Source organism: Pseudomonas sp. FP1740 (assembly GCF_030687165.1).
Taxonomy (GTDB): domain Bacteria; phylum Pseudomonadota; class Gammaproteobacteria; order Pseudomonadales; family Pseudomonadaceae; genus Aquipseudomonas.
In genome coordinates this window covers 2,524,631-2,543,041 of record NZ_CP117461.1, presented here as the reverse complement: position 1 = coordinate 2,543,041, position 18,411 = coordinate 2,524,631, and the positions used below count along the sequence as shown (strand labels likewise).

The window sequence follows — 18,411 nt, the reverse complement described above, 5'->3', positions numbered from 1 at the left end:
CTCTTGGGGTAACGCTCCTTTCTCGTCGCGAAACCCTACCTCCACACTGTCGGTTATTCGCTCCTGCAGCTGGCCGACACCGATGCCGCAGGCCTGGAAGGTTGGGGCCCGGTCCTTTCCTTACCGGTCATCTCATGGAGGAAAACAACGGGTCTCCCAGGTTCCTGGGAAACCCTCATGCGTACATGCCCTGCTCTCTGACCCCGGTGGAATTTCAATACCAAGCCATTGCGGTATTTCCATGTTGCCTTCCGCTATTTATAAGGCGTCGGCTTCCACGCTGCGGACATTTCGAGGCTCTATCACACGGCCTATACATTCGCTGTCTACGCTTCGCAGCGCCGGTTACCCGAACACCACGCAAGACTCGCTTCCGGTGGATGGCTGGCCCTTGCCGGGCGGGGTTAGTACCCGCTGGGTTTCTTACGCCATTTCATGACGGCTTGCGCCGTCAATCCCAGGCGACCAAGCTTTGCCTGGCGCACATAAATCCGTCCCATTTCCCGCGGCCTTAAGGCGCACAAGCCGGCGGATTCTGGCGCAGTGGTAGGCCACGGCGCAAGAATGTGTAGCCTGAGTGAGTATCTGGAGATGTCGATTAAACATCGCCTGTTTATCGGTCTCACTTTGGGTTTTGCGGCGGATGGGCCGCCCCCTTCCCCCAATACAATCTCTTTTTACTCACATAAATCAGACCATAACTAATAGCGAATCCACTTTCCCGTACTTATTATCTCCGGACTATTACAATCAACTAAATAAAGCCATTCTGGATCATGCCCTACCGTACCTACCAAGACCCCTAGCGCGTCAGGATGATTGGGCATTGCAGCGTAGTGGACGGCCCCTATATAACTGCCTTCACCCTCGGGATTGTGCAGTTGAAAACGTAATGAGCCGTCAGCATTATAGATCGCAGCGTTATTAGGAAAATCAAAAAACCAGGGAGCTTCGGGGCAATTGAATTTTGAAGGCTCTTGTTCAAAAACCACTAAAACCCCAGTTCTATCAGAAAGAAGATAAGGTGTCTCATGCACTGGGATGCTAATTTCAAAGCCACTATCCAAAACCAAAAGCCGCTCAAAACTTATCACCACGTGCTTTTGCTTATATAGCATATTATTTTTTTGTTCATCGAAGCTGGTACATGCTCCGTCCCAACGAACAAACTCCTCAAAGACCACCCCATCATCGAGCTTCCACCTTGTTCTAACCTCACTAATTAACTGCGTCACTGTAACGACCTCACCGAGCTCATATTAACTTCATACAGTTCCGGGTTAGCTCGGGGTGACTTATCCATAAAATTCACCTGGTGCCCGCCTCCAGGCAAGCGAACCCCATTGGTTGCATCCCACATATCGCCCACGGTCCCCTCTCGAATGCCCACACCCGGTTTAACCGTAAACTCAATTTGAAATAATGAACCTCTTTTAAACTCCTCAGAAACTGCAAGCTTATTTCGGACGTCCGCTACAGAGTTTATCGGAGTGTCCGTGGCCCACCCCCCGAGAGCGGGGGACGGGCTTCTACCAGAATCGACCTCTGCTTTCATCCTTTCATACTGCTGTTGGTTTATGGTCATCGTCATAGTGCGTGGTTGATCTATTACCTTATCCGTCACGATTGTCCCCTCTTTCCAAGCAGGGCGTTGTGTTCCCCAATAGGGAGGTTTTACCCCACCCGCTTGCTCCGTCAAAAGCAGGTCGTTCGCTGTCTTCTCATCATAGAAACAAAGTAGAAACAAAGTAGAAACAAAGGGGACAGATTTATTTTCTGACCACTACGCCCGAAGCAAACAAATAAATCCGTCCCCTTTCTCGCCTCCCCTTTCCCGTCTGTCCCCTTTCCCGAAAACTACAACTCAATAAAACCAAAAGCCTGACGAAACTCTTGCTCTACAGTAGGGGCTGCATCTAACTTCTCCAGCGTCTCATCTACCGACAAAGGCATATCGTAAGGCTTCATCCCGCGACGAACAGCTATGCCATACAGTGCATACTCCTCATCATCACTATGTTCCCAATAAGGTACGCTTCCGATGATTTGGTAGATTTTAAAAATCTCACCATCAAACTCCATGAGATCATACAAAAAATATGGCGCGTTTTCTAAGGTGGTACTCTGAGCACACCAGATTTGAAACTCAGCTTTGCTGATAGCCTCACAAAATAGGCAGGCGAGCACGAACCCCATTAACTCGTCGTTATAGCGCTCGAAATCCAACATAATTACATTCCTCCGCCCATAGCTTCGCCACCGACATGCCCCGTCTTTTTATGTATCATCTCAGGAATTAATTGCATTCGGCCGTTATCCTGATGGTGATGCCAAGTGTAACCTTCAATTTTCCTAGGGAAGCATTAGGGGATAGACCACGCTTTTGCTTACCATCAAAAAAAATCGTGGTCTGTCCCCTATTCCCTCTGGATGTCCTGATCGCTCAGGCACAGAAGCAGATAAAACAACACCGGCACGGGGCCGGTGTAGGATGAGGATATCTATCAAATATGAGCAGAAATTCGTTTATATAAAAATTCATAAAAATCTGAAGCGTAATTAACATTTTCGCCAGACGGAAGCCGAAGACTCACGGGGCACTCACCATCTTTAAACCTTGAATAGTCAAAGAAAAAGACTTCCCCCATGTCAGTTTCGCTAATCACAAGCTTTTTTTCATCTACTAGATTATTTTTTATGCCCACAATATGTTGATAGACAATATCTCCCCCATTGACACTCTCAAAGTCCACGCCATAGATACTGTAAATTTCTTCAGTACCAATTTCCCCACCCGCATACGTCTTTAAAAACCACTTGTACGACCCTGGCAGTTCTAGCCCTAGCCTCTGCTCCGCCTTCTTAATCCAGTCGTCACCCACGTGATCGACCTCACTACCAAAGCACACGATATCAGGATGCAGTGATACTAAATCCTCAATTTGATGCGCCGTAGTTTGGCTCATTCCCAACTCCTAAAATCTGCAGATCGTTGCTGCCAGTACTGCACCTTCCACTTATCAAAAGCTGCCCTATCAATACCAGAATGAAACAAAGGAGACAGATTTATTTTCTGACCACTACGCCCGAAGCAAACAAATAAATCCGTCCCCTTTCCCTCCTGTTTCGTAGGGTAGGCGACCCTCACCAATTTTTGCTCCCAGCTTTTTGTTGAGGTTAGTCGACTGTGATGCAAAGAAGTCATCTACCTCTCCAAAGCCAGGAACCTTCTGAATACCTTTTGCACCTACAAATCATACTCTCGACGACAGTAGACAAAACCTCCCAAGCACTCAAGCCTTCCAATCGAATCCGACTCAAACTTGCATTCCAAATCTATGCGAAGAATTTTTTCTTGACCAATTGAGGCTGAAATATTTGTAGCAACAACCTCTAAGCTTTCCCAGTCAAAGTCTGTAGGTTGCCTGGCAAGGTAGTAGCAAATAAGCAACGTCCGATCATCCGCTAGAGAAAGAGCGATCGCTCTTATTGCAGGATATATCTCACCAATCAGAGCGCGCCAAACACACAAAACCAACCAATCAGGTAAAGCTTTCATGGCTCAGCTCCAACCGTAGCGGGGTTTGTAGCATTAGGGGACAGACCACGCTTTTGCTTACGATCAAAAAAATCGTGGTCTGCCCCCTATTCCTTCTTACGACGGGAGGACTATCGGATAGTAAATTTTTACGATAGTCAAAACACAGCGCATCCCCATTTCCTAAAACTGAGAAAATAATCAAATCCTGTACAAAATCCTCTGGCGGATATTGATATTTTATCTCCATGGTTTCGAATGACCCGTCAATCTTGCCAAAAGGTAAAAACATACCTGGACTGCATGTAACCTCTTGCCCCAGGAGTCGATTATAAAACTTGAAGGCGGGTTTATTCACAACAAACGCGCCATTGAACTCTAAAACAATTTCTTTGTAATCGGCAGGTAAAACCTTACCCGTCAGCGCCTCAAAAGCCCGTATTTCCGCAGAATCCCCATGACCATAATACGAATCAAAACTTACACCTGAGAACATGTTATTTCCCCTTACTCATAACAAAGGGGACACCCATTAGCCGGACGAGCGGCCTGATTAAAACCAGTAAATATTGTTCCGCCAATCTTTCCCTCTGCAATTAACTGGAAAAACACCTTTTGAACCTTAACGCTGTTCTTTACGCATATTGTTGATGACCCGATTCCAGTAGCGCACCGCTTCAAAATGCTGCTGCCTCGTCAACCAGGTTTTGTTCTCAGGACAGGTTGGATCGCCCCCCAGAATGACCGGTGTAATCTCGAACAACTCCATGCCCTTGGGGCGCTCTTGCTTATTCATTTCAGTCTGCCAACCAAGCAAATAAACCCGGGAGGTCGCGGGCTACCGTGTCAATATACTGCCGATCCATACCTATAAACGGGATGCGCACTATCGGCATAGCTGCATCATCAGTATCGAAGCCATATCCTTCTCCGCCTCCGCTCGAAGCGAACAAGAAGATGCCTGGGGCATATGTTTCGACCTCATATTCTCGATTGAAGTCGACCAGCTCCTCAGCTCTCCAAAAAATAATGTAGTTGTCGCCTATGAAGCCCTCACCACCATTATGCTCCTTGAGAAATTCGATATAACTCTTAGGAAGTGCCGACAGACCATCAAGAGTTTCGGATTCCGCAGGACCATTGAGCTGTCCCTCTGTCAAACTATATTTCATCGCTATCTTCCTAGGTCTTTCAGCAATTTGTTCCACCAAGGGGTTACCTGCTGTCGATGAACATCGCGAGGCAGAATAATTTTGTTGGTGGGGTCGGTCGGACTGCCACCAAATTTCACTGGATTGGTTTCATGCACATCCACTGGCTGACCGACAAGCCCTTGTTCTCGGCGGATGTTGCTGTTGGCTTTGTTAGCGGCATTTCTGGCAGCATTATATTCCGCTCCCTCCAGTAATCTGAATGGCCCTTGCGGCTTCGGTACGCCTACGGGGTAGCCTGCCCAATCTGAAATCGAGAAACTGCTCGGGGGAAGATCTACAGTCAATCGAGGCGCGACGCTTTCTGTGGCAAGGTTATCCGTTCCTTTTGCCTCCGCAATCTTCGCCTCAGCCGCCACCAACTCTGCCAGATTACCCCCAGCCTTCGGCCTCAGTCCACCCTCGGCGGTTTCGTAATAAAAGACACCATCAGAGCCGGCGACTTCAGTATTACCGGTCCTGGTATTAACGACCCGACGATAGCCATCCGGCAACGCCCCCGTCTCGTTAAATGCCGCTCCTGCTGAACTGCCCTCACGATAACCCGCTGGAAGTACAACATTGTCAGCGGCTTTAACGACCGCACTCTCCGCCCCCAATTTGGCCAGCGTCTTAACCCGGTTCACCGGAAGGAAGTTCAACGCAAATTCAACATCGCTTTGCGCCCGGATCGCGGCGCTGGCGGTGGTGTTGCCTTGCATGTCGTACAGGCTCGCCAATGCCGCTTTGGTTTGGCTCGCCTCGACGCTGCTCATCAACGAGTCCAGCGGATGTTTGGTCAGCCCGACCAGGCCATTGGCGATTTGTTCGCTGCCTTGCACCGGGTTGCTCAGCAAGGCCCACGCCGAGCCCGCCGCCTCGGATAATGCCTTTCCCGTGCCTTGGGCGCTGCCGGTTACCGTGCCCCAATCTGTCAGGCCCGGGCTGACAGCCAGGTTCTTGCGGTAGAAGTTGGCGTATTCACCACTGAGATCACCCGCGTAGAAGCCCTGCAGGTTGACGACGTTGATGGAGTTGTCCGCGTACTGCGCCGCATGGGTGCTGCTGTAGTTGGCGATTAACGCGGCGGTTTCGGTGGGGGTGTAGGTTTTCTCGGGACCTGTTGCCGGAATATCCGTCGCCGCTGCGGGTGCGTACGTGGCGCCCAGCGGTGCCAGCGCGATGCCCAAATGCTTCACCGTCAGGGCATCGGGCGCGGCACCTTGGCCACTCAGCACGCCGTTCCAATCTTTGTCGGTGTAATAAACCAGCGCTTTGGCTAGGCGTCTTTCCGCTTCTGCAGGGCTGAGTCCGGCTTCCTTCGCCAGACTGTCAGCCTGTTTCTTCAGAAGCGGAATTTCGTCTGGATGAAGTTGGCGGTTGTACTGATCGGCCATCAGCGAAACCCAGGCCGCTTTCTCAACGTCTTTACCAGCAAGACCGGCGGCGGTCAGGCCGACGATTTGTGCGGCGGCCTCGCGATATTCCGGCTGCTTGCTGAAGACATCATTCAAGGCGCCAGCCATGGCCTGGCTGGCACCGGCGGCCACCGCACCGGTCGCGAAGTCGCCGCCCGTGGCTGAGGACATCGCGCCACCCATCATGGCGTGCAGCGCGGTTCGTCCGGCGCCACCCTCGGCCCACAGTGCCATGCCGACCGAGTCTTTATTGGCCGCAGCTTTGAGGTACTCTTTTTGGGCGAAGCTGCCGACCTGGCTGAACCCCACCGCCGCGGCAACGGTCCCGGCCTGGGTCACAAGTTCATCGAGCAGGTTGTCGCCCAGGCTGCCACCGTTGACCGCGGTTTTGACCACGCCCGAGGTAACGCCTTGTGCGCCGGCATGCACGGCGAAACCACCTATGCCCTCAAGGGTGGATAAGTCGAAACCCTTGGTGATGCTGTTGTAAGGCTTGGTTGTCCCGCCCAATTCCGGGTCGATCACGCCGGTGGTAAACCCTGCGACCATCCCGGAAATGGCAGCATTTTTCAGGCTGTCGCTGCTGAACGTATCTTTAACAGCCGCGCCCAGATTGCCCTTGTTGTTGATTACACTGACAGCACCCGTACTGGCCATGGACGTCATCGCCGCCGTCGCAATGACGTTACCCCAGCCTGCCCCAACATAGGTCGCCCCGGCAGCCACGGCCTCCGCAGTCGTCGCCGCCGCCATCGCAGAGGCAGTGCCAGCCTGAGCCCCGGCCGCCGCGCCCGCCAGGCCACTGGCCGCACCTGCGGTGAGGATCGTCACGACGATGATGATCGCCAGCATCGCGCCCTGACCCAGGCTGGAGTGGCTGTACTTGAAGGAGTCATGCACCTCCTTCACTTGGCGCCAGTCCACATCGCCGCGTTTTTCCGCTTCCTTGATCCAGGCGAGTTGCGGGTCAGCCTTGACCATCGCATCGATGGTCTGGCTGACGGTGTTTTGATTGATCTGTTTGATGTCGACTTTCAGCCCATCGACCGCCCGAACAGCCAGGGCGCCCTGGGCAACCAGCGTGCTCTGACGCAACGTTTCATCGGTATTGCCCTTGCCCTTGGAGCTGGTCCAGGCCAGGTCGCTCTTGCTCTTGGTGTGGCTCTCGTCGTGGTAGTCCTTGACCCCCTCAAACGTGATGGCGCCGCCGCTTTCAAGGATAAGGTCTTTACCGCTGTTGAGCCTGGCAACCTGGTAGCGCTGATCACCGGCACTGGCGAGGGTGAGATTGCCGCCGGTGTTGATTTCGGTACCCACATGGGTGATCTGCGTCACCTCATCGCGCTGAGCCTTCTTCGCCCCCCAGTTCCCCTTCTCCTTCATGTCATACAGCGTGTGCGTGCTGTTCTGCGCCGCCAGCAGGTTCAGCTTGTTGCCGCTGTACAGATACGCTTCGTTGCCGGCGATGATCTTGCTGGCGATGAGGTTGGTGTCGCGAGCCGCCTGGGCGTTGAAGTTATTGCCCGCGCTCAGGATGCTGGCGACCTGGGTGGTGCGGTCGTTTTCTTCGGTGATGCGTTTTTTGCCGTCCTTGGTTTTGCTCTCGACGTTGTGAATGTCGTCAGCAGAGGTCACGTTGAAGTCTTGACCGGCCTTGATGTTCAGGTTGTTCCCGGCCTTGACTTGGCTGGCAATAACATTGACGTCGCGGCCCGCATCCACGGTCAGGTTGCCACCGACAGTAACGGTCGCGGCGAGGTTCTTCACGTCGGTGGTGATGCTCGACTTGTGGCCGCCGTCGCTGAATTCATGCTTCTCGCTGGCGTCGGTTTTGGCCGCCAGGTTGATGTCCCGACCCGCCGTCAGGGTCGCGTTGCCGCCACTGTTTAATGCGCCGTGGTTGGTCAGGTCGCGACCGGCCGCAACGGCGAGGTTTTCCCGGGCGCTGATGCGGCTGCCCGCGTCGGTCAGGGTGCGCATGCCAGAGCCGTCGCGAACCCGGATCGCGGTGCGGTCGTTGATGATGTCGCCCCTGAGCGCAACAAGGCTGACCTGGCTGGCGCGGATCTCGCCGGCCATGGCGTTGCGAATGCTGTCTTGCGCCAGCATTTGCAGGTCGTTGCCGGCCTCGACCAGCCCGCCCTGATAGACGCTGCCGGCGCTTTGGATGTTGAGGTTGTTGCTGGCGCGCAGTGTGCCGACGTTGATCAGATCGCCGCCGGTGAACAGGTTCAGGTCACGGCCCTGGACCAGGCTGCTGCCACGTACGTTGCGGGTGGAGGTCTGGGCCAGGTACAGCACTGGCACGAGGACTTTTTGCCCGTCGACGATGCGATTTTCCATCCAGACGATGTCATGGGTCAGCGCGCTGACTTGCTCACCCGTCAACGAGACGCCAAGGCTTAGACGCAGCGCGTCCTTGCTGGCGAGGGCGTTGTCCATCAAGTAACGGTATTGCTCATAATCGCTGGTCAAGCCGCTGGCGAGAAAACGCTGGCCAGTCTGCGCCAGCACCGCGTCGCGAATCAGGCGCTGCTCGTACAGGCCATCACCGAGTCGGCGCCAATTGCCGTCGGCGTTGACGTTCAACTGCTTGAGCAGGTAGTCCGAACCAAAGAACCGCGACAGGTTCGTGAGGTTCGGGTTGGTTTCGATCATGTAGTGACTGGTCGGATCGGGGTTCTTGATGAACATCCCGTACTCGCCGTTGGGCAGCTGGAAGGTGGGCCCGGACGTAGGGTCCACGGAGATGAACGGGATGCCGCTGTAATCCACCGGTTTAAAGACGCTCTGTACGCTGCTGTCCGTCGCGATACGCTTGCTGGTCACAGCACCGGCATCGCTCACCTGCGGGTTGAGGTTGATATCGATCCCGCCGACCCCGACACCGGTCTGGTCATCGCCCAGCGTGCCGGTCAGTTGTTCAAGCGTGTTCTGGTGCAGCGTTCCGTTTTGCACGGTGCGCGTGACGTTCAGGTTGACGGTGCCGCCGGCCTGAATCGTCGCGGCGTAGGTCGGCTGAAGATTGTCGGTCCAGACGGTGACGTTGCTTTGCTCCTGGAAGCGGCTGTCACTGGAGCGAGATTTCAGCAACTCGAAGCGGGCATCATCGTAGTTGCCGGCGGCCACGGCCGCGTTGAAGGCCGGGATGTCGACGTACTCCATCTGGTCCCAGTAGCCGGTGGAAATGCGCCCCGGCGTACCGATCTTGATGGTGTTCTGCCCGGTGCGGGTGGACGCGCCCTGATTGAGCAGGTCATCGGCAATGATGGTCAGGTTGTTGTTGGCGGCCAGCAGGCTGTAGCGGTTCTGCACGCTTGAGGCCTGGATGTTGAGGTCTTTGCCGGCAACCAGACGCGCCGAAGCAGAGTCCTTGGTGGCGCGCTCGATGAACGTTTGGCCGATGGTGATCTGGCCGCGTTTGAAGGAGTCATGACCGCCGCAGTGTTGGCCGCACACCCAGCTCAAGGTGCCGCTCACCCGCTCCTGGCTCAGTTCGAATTCGGCCTTGGCGTTTTCCAGCGAGGCGGCATAAAGGCTGATGTTGCCTTCGCTTTCAATCGTCCCGGAGAGGTTGCGCAAGCTTTGCGCCTGACTGTCACCGATACCGGCGAAGCTCAGGTTGCCGACGCTGTAGAGGTCGCCATACCGGTTGAGCAGGCTACTGGCGCGCAGGGTCATGTCACCACCGCTGAACAGCAATGCATCGGCACCGTTGGTGATGCCGCCGGTGGCGGTGAGGTTGACCTTGCCTTGGGCACCCAGTGTGCCGCGGTTGTCGATTTGCGCCGCGTCGATGCGCAGGTTCTGGCGTGCAGTCAGGTAACCGAGGTTATCCAGCGTACCGCTCAGGTTGAGGCGTATGTCGGTGCCCGCGCCCATGCGTCCGCCGTCCTGGCTGATGTCATGGGCGGTGATGCCGAGTTTCTTTTGTGCGGATAACCGACCGCTGTTGAACAGATCGCCCGTAAGGTTCAGCGTGAGGTCGCCGTCGCTGAGCAACTCGCCGCCGTTGTTCAGGCTTTCAAGGTTGAGCACCAGAGCGGTGCTGCTGGCCAGGCGATCGCCGGACCGCAGCGTCAGCGAATCGCTGGTGTACGTCAGCGCCTCGTCGAGCTGTGCACGACCCAGCCCATCCACCGCGCCAAAGTTCCAGTCGCCACTGCCCAGGCCGGTGATCCCGCCACCGGCCCCGGTCAGGCTATCGAGGTGCAGGGTAAATAACCCGGAGTTGGCGTGTTCGAGGGTCCCGCCTCGGTTATCCAGCGAGCGGGATTCAAAACTGAACGATGTGTTGCCCACCTCGATGGTGCCGTTGCGGTTATTGACGGCGCCGTTGAAGTCGACGGTGCTGATGTCGTCTGGCGAGACGCGAAGTGTACTGGCCTTGTTGCCCAGCGCACGGATCCGCCCCGAAGCGCTGTTATCCAGCGTATCGCCCTGAAGTGTCAGCCAGCTATTGGATTCGATCAGGCCACCCTGGTTGATCAGCGAATCGACGGTCAGCTTCAGTTCGCCCTTCAGGCTGGCGATCATGCCGGCCTTGGTGCCGTCGCGGCGGTTATCGAGATTGCCGGCGGTCACCTCGACGGTGTTGCCCTGGATCGCACCGCCAAGGTTGTCGATGCTGCCCTTGCCGAGCTTCAGGCTGGCAAGCCCCGCGTCGGCGAGGATGATGCCGCCGTTGTTGACCAGGCGTTGAGCATCGACCTCGATGGTTTTACCGAGCACCGTGCCGGCGCTGTTGTCCAGCCAGCCACCTTGCAGCAAAAGGCCGCCGTCGCTCTGAATGCGCCCTTTGTTATTGAGCAGCTGCGCCTTGATGGCCGCCGGATCGAAAATCAGGCTCATGCCCTGGGCGCCTGCCGCCAGCAGCCCTGCGTTGCGGTTGTCGAGCCCCGAGGCGTTCAGATCAATGCGCTCGCCGACGATTTTCCCGCCGCGGTTGTCAACCTGGCCACCCGGCGCGCGAATGCTGACCTTGGACCCCAGCACGCTGCCGAGCTGGTTATTGAGGCTCGAAGCTTTCAGATCGAGGTCACCTTTGACCGCCAGTAGCCTGCCGCCCTGGTTGATGACCTCCTGGCCCGTGACTGACAGTTTGTTTTGCGCCTGAAGAGTGCCCGAAGTGTTGTCGAACCTGCCGCGGATGTTCACCTGCGCATTGCCGGCGCTGGCAGACAGCAGGCCAGAGCGATTATCCAGCGTGGCGGTATCGACAATGAGGCCGCCAGCGTCGATTTGCCCATTACGGTTATCCAGCTGGCGAGCGGTGATTGTCAGGCTTCCGCCCAGCACCTGGATCAAGCCTTCGCGGTTGTCCAGGCTGTCGAGTTGCAAGGACGCCGCCTGCCCCGCGCCAAAACCGATCACCCCGGCCAGGTTGACGATGGCCGGCGCATTGAGCACCAGCGAGCGGTCACCGACGATTCGCGCGGCGGTGCCCTGGTTGGTCACCCGGGCGCTGGTCAGATCGACCGCCGCGCCCTGCACCACGCCTTGATTGGTCAGGTCTTTGCTTGCATGGATACTCAACGAGCGACTGGCTTCGAGGCTGCCGCTGTTGGTCACCGAGGGGCTGGTGATGCTCAGGTCACCCGTGGTGTTGCGGCTGTTATCGGCTTCAATGCCCGCGGCGATCACGCCGGAGTTACTGAGTTTGTCGGCATTGATGTCGATGCGGTTGCGTGCAGCCAGGCTCTGCCGGTTGACCAGCTCGCCGGGCGTGCGCACATCGACACTGCCGGCGTAAGCCTTGCCGGTCATCTCGACACTTTGCGCGTTGACCCGCAAGGCACCTTGGGCCGATGTCTGCGCCATGCTCAGATGGCCACCGGCATCGATTTGAATATCGCCGGCACTGGCAGCCATGTTGCCCGCCAGCTTGACCCCGACACCCTGTTCGGTGCCCACCAGTTTGATGGTATTGGCATACATCCCGCCCAGCGCCGCCGCATCGATTGCCAGTTGAGGCTTATCGGCATCACGGGCCGCGCGAGGCGTGGTGGCCAGGCTGTCGGCGTTGACGTTGTTGGCACCGGTGATGACATTCAATTGCCGGGCATGGATGTCTGCGTTGATCTTCGCCGAACGGGTAATCAGGTCGAATTGATCAATGTTGGCCGCATCAAGCCCCATGCCATCGATGGTGATGCTGCCGCCATCCACCTCGAAGTGATCAAGCTTGCCGCTGCCGTCGAGTACAGGCTTGCCGGTGCTGAGGGTCACGCGCGGCGTGTTGATGAAGCCGCAACCGTTACAGCTCACGCCGTATGGGTTGGCGATGATGACCCGCGCCGACTGGCCTGCCACTTCGGTGTAACCGTTGAGCTGGCTGGGGCTACCGCCGTTGACTTCGTTGAGGATGGTGCCGGCTGCCCGTCCACCGAGCTGGCTGTTGCCCAGGATGTGGCCGCCCAACTGGGTGTTTTGCACCGCGTTTGTCGCGTTGTTGAGGATCACGCCCTGTTGACCGACGTTGTAATCCTTGAACTGGTTGTGCGAAAGCCCGGCGCCGTTGGGCGCGGCAATGTTGATCACCGGTACACCGTTGCCGGCCTGCCCCAGGCTGGTCTGAGTACCGCCGCTGACGGCAATGCCCTCGGCCTGGGCCCAGATCGGCTGCCAGAACATGACGTTCGCCAGCAGCAATGCCAGCCAGCGTTTGGGCATGCCCAGGAAGTGCGTGCGAGGGGCCACGGCAGTCGAAGGCTGGCGGGACAGAAAGGCAAACTGGTGAACGTCCATATTCAAAAATCCCGACGCAACGACAAATTAGTTAGAGAAACAGGTCGACCTGGAAATAGATCGGCGCCTCGCGCTCGGTGAGCACGGTGGGGCGTTCCAGCGAGTGGGCGAAGGTCACGCGAGTGGCGAGGTACTTGCCACGGGCGAAGATCTCCAGAGAGTTGCTGGACATTCGGCCATGCACTTCGCCGTTGTATCCGTCATTGCTGATCACGCCTTGGTCATAGCCGACACTGGTGCCGTACTCGCTCAGGACCGGGCGTAGCCAATCGGCGGTCACCGGGCGGGTCCAGCGCAGTTCGTTGCGCCAGTAGCCGCCGCTGTCCCCGGATAAAAACTGGTCTTTGTAGCCACGCACCGATGAGCTGCCACCCAGGCTGATGCGTTGCGGGCTGAACAGCACGTCTTCACTGCGCTGGCCCGTGGCGAGGCTGCTGAACGTGAAGGACTCGCCCAGCCAGTTGAACGGCAACAGGTAACTGGCCGTGGCGGTGTACTTTCGATAGCGAGCGTTGGCGGTAAGGTTGCCGGCCTCATCACGACGCTGGTCGTTGCCTTGCGCATCCAGCGCGCCGATGCCCTGCTGCATGCCCAGGTCCAGGTTGACGAACGAATGGCCGATACGCCGACCGTGGTTGATACCCAGCTGGGCTTCGGTAATCCGCTGGCTGCTGTTATCCAGGCGGCTGTCTTCGATGTAGTTGTTGGTGCGCAGGTGGGAGAAGCCGGCATTGATCGAGGTTTTGCTCACCGCATCGCGATGGACGAGGCGCTCGGCGCGCAATTGATGACTCTCGCTGTCGCCGCTCTGGCTGAAGTTGAAACCATTGCCTTGGGCCTGGGAGCGGTATTCGCTCTGGCTGTAGGTATAACTGAAGTTCCACCAGCCCCAAGGCACGTTGTAATAGAGCATGGCGTTTTTCGAGGTTTTCTGGTGATCGCTCACCGCGTCATGGCCGCCGCGCAACATCAACTGGTCGGCCAGCCCCAGCGGGCTGTCCCACTCCAGGCCTGCTCCCCACTGCTGTTCACCGGTGCTTTTCTGACCGTCGTTGTTACGCGACAGGCTGGCACGCCAAGGCTTCTGTGGGGTGTTCTTGACCAGCACGCTACTGCCGCCGACCTGAACGCCGGGGGTCAGTTCCATTTGCGCCTGATTGGAGGGCAAGCGGTTCAACTGATCCACCAGTTGTTCTATTTCACGCAGATTGAGCAATTCACCCGTTTTACCGGGGAAGGTCATGGACAGTTCCCGATCGGAGATATGGCTGTCGTCAGCGCCCTTCAAACCCTCGAGTTTGCCCTCGACTACAAACACACTTAAGTGGCCGCTGGAGAGGTCTTGCTGCGGCAAGTAAGCGCGGCTGGTGATCATGCCCTTGCCGATGTAATGGTCGGTGATGACCTTCAGCAATTCGTTGAGTTGCGAGACGCCCAGGCATTGACCGATATAAGGCTTGAGCAAGCGCTCGCGGTCGGCGGCGGACAGACTGTCGGCGCCCTTGAGTTCGATGTCTTTGATCGGAAAACAACGTGTATCCACCGGGGCGGCCGGTGTTGCGGGCAATGTTGGCTTGCCCGGCAGTTCCTTGAGTTCTTCCAGTCGACGCTGCTGTTCTTCAATCAGGCGGTTCTGGCGATCGCGGATCAAGTCCTGGTCGCCCGGCGTTGGCAGGCCGGCGCCATAGGCATTGCTCTGCGTACCGATGCCAAACAATAGCGCGCACAGCACCAGCCACATCCGTGGGGAGATAAACATAACGCTCCATGTCATAAGTGCTGAGGGCGAAAATTGATGCCCGCAGGGGAAGGGTCGTAGTCACCCTGAAATTGATGTCAGAAATACTGGCCAAGTGACAACGGCCATCATTGGCGTGAAACAGACCGCACACATTTTGAAAGATTCAGCCGACAGGAAAATTATTATCAGCTGCGTCAGAGCCACTGAGCGACGCGACGGGCTCGATGGCGTCTTCGGTGCAGTCATTCAAGATTGGACGGGATAAGCACCAAAGCCCTTGCATTGCACATGGGTGGCGAGGGGGCTGCTGTGAACCGATTTTTTACGAACATCGCAGATCAAACAGGTGCAAGCGAACCTGCTCGCGACAAGGCCCAAAAGAACCCCCTCCAACTCTCGATCAATCCGCCAACCGCGCCGCAAGAGATTTGGCCTGGCTCGCCACGTCAGTCACCGCCGTGCTCTCCCACCACATGCCGCGCAACGGCGGCCCCATGGCGAACAAACGGCTGGCGACCTGCCCGTCGGCACCCAGTACCGCGCCATCCACCGCCGCGGCAATGCCCAGCGCCAATGGCCCCGGACGCACCAGCCCGCGAGCGAGCAACTGCTGGGGCAACGGCCGCGCCACCCGGCGCCAGTCGTATTCGATGCCGCTGGAGTTGATCAGCGCCGCGCCATGCACCACGCAGGTTTGCGCCTCACCACGACGACGAATGCGGATGCTGACCTCACCGTCCGACGCAGGCTCGAGCCCCTTGAACGATGCGGCATGAATCCGCAACCGCCCTTCCCCATGCAGCCGCGCCACCAACTCGGCACTCAACGGCGGCGAACGATGGTGATGGCTTTCCCACCATGGCCGCACATGCCGCACAAATTGCCGGCGTTGCCGATCCGTCGCCTGACTCCACAACCGCCCGATGTGCGCCCGCACCGTGTCCAGCGGTGCTTGCCAGTCGATGCCTTGAGCGATGGCATCGCGGCAATGCCGGCGCAGTTCGCGCACCAGCTGACGCGGTGTGCGAATGCTGTGGTCCTCGGCCAAAAAATCAATCCAGGCCGGTGGCTGCCTGCGCACATGCGGCAGCAGGCCATGACGGGAAAAGACTTCGATCGGCCCGCGATGCCCGGCCTGCTCCAGCGACACCACGGCATCGACCATGGTCAGCCCCGAGCCGATGATCAGCACCGTCGACTGCGGGTCGAGCTGACGCATGGCGGCTACATCCCACGGGTCGAGTGCAGCGGCGTTCAAACCGCTGGATTCGGTTTGCGGCGTGCGGGCGGCGGGAAACATTCCAGTCGCCAACACCGCGTAAGCGCCCTGCAATTGCTGCCCATCACTCAGGCTCAACCGCACCGAATCGCTCAACGTTTCCAGGTCCACCACCTCGGCCCGCACATGTTCGACACTCGACCCCTTCAATGCGCCCACCGTCTGCGCTTCAGCCAGACGCTGCTGCACATAGACGCCGAACAGCCCGCGCGGCGGAAACAGTTCACTGACCGGCACATGCTGCTGATCCGACTCCGGCCAGCCACCCGCGGCGATGTGTGCGGTCAGCCATTGGGTCAGGTCATCGGCGTTGTCCGGGTCGACGCTCATCCGCGCCGCGTTACCGTTGAGCGTATGGCCCAGCTCCACCGCGCTATAGGCTTCGCCACGGCCCAGTTCTGCTCGCGGCTCGATCACCAGAATCCGGCGCTGACCGGGCAACCGCAACAACTGCGCCGCCAACATCGTACCGCTGAGGCCGCCGCCGATGATCAGGATGTCCGCGTGGCGGATGGCGTCGCTCGCCTGTGCGCGTGGGGTCTCAGTCATGGCTTTCTCACTGATCAATGTTTACCTGAATGGAAGTCGTGCGGATCGCTCCGTGTCAGTCACTCACCGGACGCTAGCCTGTGAAGCGTACTTGGGTGCCAAGTTAATATTTTGCTCGGCCATCAGGAAGCGCACCTGCTCGTTTCGATGCCATCCCCACTGTTTTTCAGGAGCCGCACTTGAATATAATTTTCTTTTATTTCAATAAGTTGGGTAATTATTCAAGAAACACTTGCAGCTTTAAAACAGCAAAGTGTTTATCCAGTGTTAGCCGGTAAACAGTCAAATCACCACATTGCGCACAAACCGCACCGCCACTTCCCCATCATTGAGATAAGAATGCGGTTGATGACTGGCAAACATAAAGAACTCGCCAGCCGCAATTTTCTGCGGCTGACCGCCAAGCATCAGGGTCAGGCAACCTTCGAACACATAAAGCTGTTCGCTGTAGCCTTCGGCATCCGGCTCCGAGAGGTAATGCTCGCCCGGTTCCAGGCGCCATTCCCAGAGTTCTACTTCGCGGGTGGCGGTGGCTTTGGCCAGCAGCACCGCTTTACTGCCCGGGATCGTACCGGCCCAGGCCAGTTCGTTGATGCGGCTCGGGTCGCGGGCCTCCGGGGCCTGGATCAGGTCGCTGAAGGCCACGTCCAACGCTTCGGCCACGCGGTCGAGGGTGGTCAGGCTGACGTTCTTCTCGCCGGCCTCGATGGCCACCAGCATCCGGCGGCTGACCCCGGACTTTTCGGCCAGGGCGCTCTGGCTCATGTCGGCGGCGTGGCGCAGACGTCGCACGTTCAGGCTGACGTGCTGGAGGACCGAAGCCCGTTGGGTGGAATCTTTGTGCACTATATTGCTCACTGGGTGGCGTTGCGCAGTATACTGCCCAACTTCGGGCGCATTGTGCGTCTCCCTCAGATGGCGCGCAAGGTCATGACGTCAATGAACGCTTCTCATACTTCCCCCCGTTTCTCCCAGTTCAGCAAGGCCGAGTGCGTGCTGGTGCTGATTACCATGGTTTGGGGCGGGACCTTTTTGCTGGTGCAGCATGCGATGACCGTCAGCGGGCCAATGTTCTTCGTCGGGCTGCGTTTTGCCGCGGCGGCGAGCCTTGTGGCGCTGTTCTCCTGGCGCCATCTGCGTGAACTGACGCTGTTCGAACTCAAGGCCGGGGCGTTTATCGGCGTGGCGATCATGCTTGGTTACGGCTTGCAGACCGTGGGTTTGCAGAGCATTCCCAGCAGTCAGTCGGCGTTTATTACCGCGCTGTATGTGCCGTTCGTACCATTGCTGCAATGGCTTGTGCTGGGGCGTCGTCCGGGGTTGATGCCGAGCATCGGGATCATGCTGGCGTTTACCGGGTTGATGTTGCTGTCGGGGCCTTCCGGCGCTTCATTCAATTTCAGCCCCGGTGAAATCGCCACATTGATCAGCGCCGTGGCGATTGCGGCGGAGATCATTTTGATCAGCACCTATGCCGGCCAGGTCGACGTGCGCCGGGTGACGGTGGTGCAATTGGCGGTGACGTCGGTGCTGTCGTTCCTGATGGTGGTGCCGACCCAGGAAGTGATTCCCGACTTCTCGTGGTTGCTGTTGTGCAGCGCTTTGGGATTAGGCGCGGCGAGTGCGGCGATTCAGGTGGCGATGAACTGGGCACAGAAGAGTGTTTCGCCGACTCGGGCAACGTTGATCTATGCCGGGGAGCCGGTATGGGCCGGGATTGTCGGGCGGATTGCCGGGGAACGCTTGCCGGCGATTGCGCTGGTTGGCGCGGGGTTGATTGTGGCGGCGGTGATTGTCAGTGAGTTGAAGACCAAGGGTAAGGCGGCTGCCGAGGTTGATGAAGCCCTGGAGAGCGAAGCCGAGCACTGATCATTCCCACGCTCCCGCGTGGGAATGCCTCAACGGACACTCTGTGTCCGCTCTTGGGACGCGGAGCGTCCCCGGGCTGC

At 57.6% G+C, this 18,411-nt stretch carries 13 protein-coding genes; 1 reads left to right on the top strand and 12 read right to left on the bottom strand.

The window, feature by feature from the left end:
- Window positions 1-701 precede the first annotated feature (701 nt).
- From PSH69_RS11515 to PSH69_RS11465, 12 genes are all read right to left on the bottom strand, one after another.
- A complete protein-coding gene (locus PSH69_RS11515) occupies window positions 702-1,235 on the bottom strand; it encodes a hypothetical protein (RefSeq protein ID WP_305412068.1) in 534 nt (177 codons plus the stop codon).
- A gap of 622 nt (window positions 1,236-1,857) precedes the next feature.
- Entirely contained in the window at window positions 1,858-2,229 is a 372-nt protein-coding gene (locus PSH69_RS11510; RefSeq protein WP_305412067.1) for a hypothetical protein, read from the bottom strand.
- Window positions 2,230-2,231: 2 nt separating this feature from the next.
- Window positions 2,232-2,348 (bottom strand): HNH endonuclease, encoded by a 117-nt coding sequence (locus PSH69_RS30245; protein ID WP_370695257.1) that lies wholly within the window; start codon window positions 2,346-2,348, stop codon window positions 2,232-2,234.
- 156 nt (window positions 2,349-2,504) lie between these two features.
- On the bottom strand, window positions 2,505-2,966 hold the full coding sequence (locus tag PSH69_RS11505; RefSeq protein WP_305412066.1) for an SMI1/KNR4 family protein: 462 nt from the start codon (window positions 2,964-2,966) through the stop codon (window positions 2,505-2,507).
- 281 nt (window positions 2,967-3,247) lie between these two features.
- Window positions 3,248-3,559: a colicin gene (locus PSH69_RS11500; protein ID WP_305412064.1), complete on the bottom strand. Its 312-nt coding sequence runs from the start codon at window positions 3,557-3,559 to the stop codon at window positions 3,248-3,250.
- Entirely contained in the window at window positions 3,543-4,034 is a 492-nt protein-coding gene (locus PSH69_RS11495) for an SMI1/KNR4 family protein (RefSeq protein WP_305412063.1), read from the bottom strand. Before PSH69_RS11495 ends, PSH69_RS11500 begins: the two co-directional genes overlap by 17 nt.
- Before the next feature lie 126 nt (window positions 4,035-4,160).
- Complete coding sequence (locus PSH69_RS11490) at window positions 4,161-4,334, bottom strand: hypothetical protein (RefSeq protein ID WP_172901200.1); 174 nt, start codon at window positions 4,332-4,334, stop codon at window positions 4,161-4,163.
- A 1-nt stretch (window position 4,335) separates the two neighbouring features.
- Complete coding sequence (locus tag PSH69_RS11485; protein WP_305412062.1) at window positions 4,336-4,710, bottom strand: SMI1/KNR4 family protein; 375 nt, start codon at window positions 4,708-4,710, stop codon at window positions 4,336-4,338.
- A 2-nt stretch (window positions 4,711-4,712) separates the two neighbouring features.
- The gene (locus PSH69_RS11480; protein WP_305412061.1) at window positions 4,713-12,893 is read right to left on the bottom strand and encodes a DUF637 domain-containing protein; all 8,181 of its coding nucleotides are present in this window, start codon (window positions 12,891-12,893) and stop codon (window positions 4,713-4,715) included.
- Between the two features lie 31 nt (window positions 12,894-12,924).
- Window positions 12,925-14,652: a ShlB/FhaC/HecB family hemolysin secretion/activation protein gene (locus PSH69_RS11475; protein ID WP_370695239.1), complete on the bottom strand. Its 1,728-nt coding sequence runs from the start codon at window positions 14,650-14,652 to the stop codon at window positions 12,925-12,927.
- Window positions 14,653-15,034: 382 nt separating this feature from the next.
- On the bottom strand, window positions 15,035-16,462 hold the full coding sequence (locus tag PSH69_RS11470; protein ID WP_305412059.1) for an FAD/NAD(P)-binding protein: 1,428 nt from the start codon (window positions 16,460-16,462) through the stop codon (window positions 15,035-15,037).
- Window positions 16,463-16,744: 282 nt separating this feature from the next.
- Complete coding sequence (locus PSH69_RS11465) at window positions 16,745-17,308, bottom strand: helix-turn-helix domain-containing protein (protein WP_305412057.1); 564 nt, start codon at window positions 17,306-17,308, stop codon at window positions 16,745-16,747.
- Between PSH69_RS11465 and PSH69_RS11460 the strand changes: the two genes are divergently transcribed.
- Window positions 17,303-18,331 (top strand): DMT family transporter, encoded by a 1,029-nt coding sequence (locus tag PSH69_RS11460; RefSeq protein ID WP_305412056.1) that lies wholly within the window; start codon window positions 17,303-17,305, stop codon window positions 18,329-18,331. The genes PSH69_RS11465 and PSH69_RS11460 overlap by 6 nt on opposite strands.
- Window positions 18,332-18,411 lie beyond the last annotated feature (80 nt).

What these genes read in the sequence shown, in the direction of transcription:
- PSH69_RS11485 (WP_305412062.1), bottom strand. Translation starts at nt 4,710, where the DNA reads ATGAAATATAGTTTGACAGAGGGACAGCTCAATGGTCCTGCGGAATCC.
- PSH69_RS11505 (WP_305412066.1), bottom strand. Translation starts at nt 2,966, where the DNA reads ATGAGCCAAACTACGGCGCATCAAATTGAGGATTTAGTATCACTGCAT.
- PSH69_RS11490 (WP_172901200.1), bottom strand. Translation starts at nt 4,334, where the DNA reads ATGAATAAGCAAGAGCGCCCCAAGGGCATGGAGTTGTTCGAGATTACA.
- PSH69_RS11500 (WP_305412064.1), bottom strand. Translation starts at nt 3,559, where the DNA reads ATGAAAGCTTTACCTGATTGGTTGGTTTTGTGTGTTTGGCGCGCTCTG.
- PSH69_RS11495 (WP_305412063.1), bottom strand. Translation starts at nt 4,034, where the DNA reads ATGTTCTCAGGTGTAAGTTTTGATTCGTATTATGGTCATGGGGATTCT.
- PSH69_RS11480 (WP_305412061.1), bottom strand. Translation starts at nt 12,893, where the DNA reads ATGGACGTTCACCAGTTTGCCTTTCTGTCCCGCCAGCCTTCGACTGCC.
- PSH69_RS11475 (WP_370695239.1), bottom strand. Translation starts at nt 14,652, where the DNA reads ATGTTTATCTCCCCACGGATGTGGCTGGTGCTGTGCGCGCTATTGTTT.
- PSH69_RS11470 (WP_305412059.1), bottom strand. Translation starts at nt 16,462, where the DNA reads ATGACTGAGACCCCACGCGCACAGGCGAGCGACGCCATCCGCCACGCG.
- PSH69_RS11510 (WP_305412067.1), bottom strand. Translation starts at nt 2,229, where the DNA reads ATGTTGGATTTCGAGCGCTATAACGACGAGTTAATGGGGTTCGTGCTC.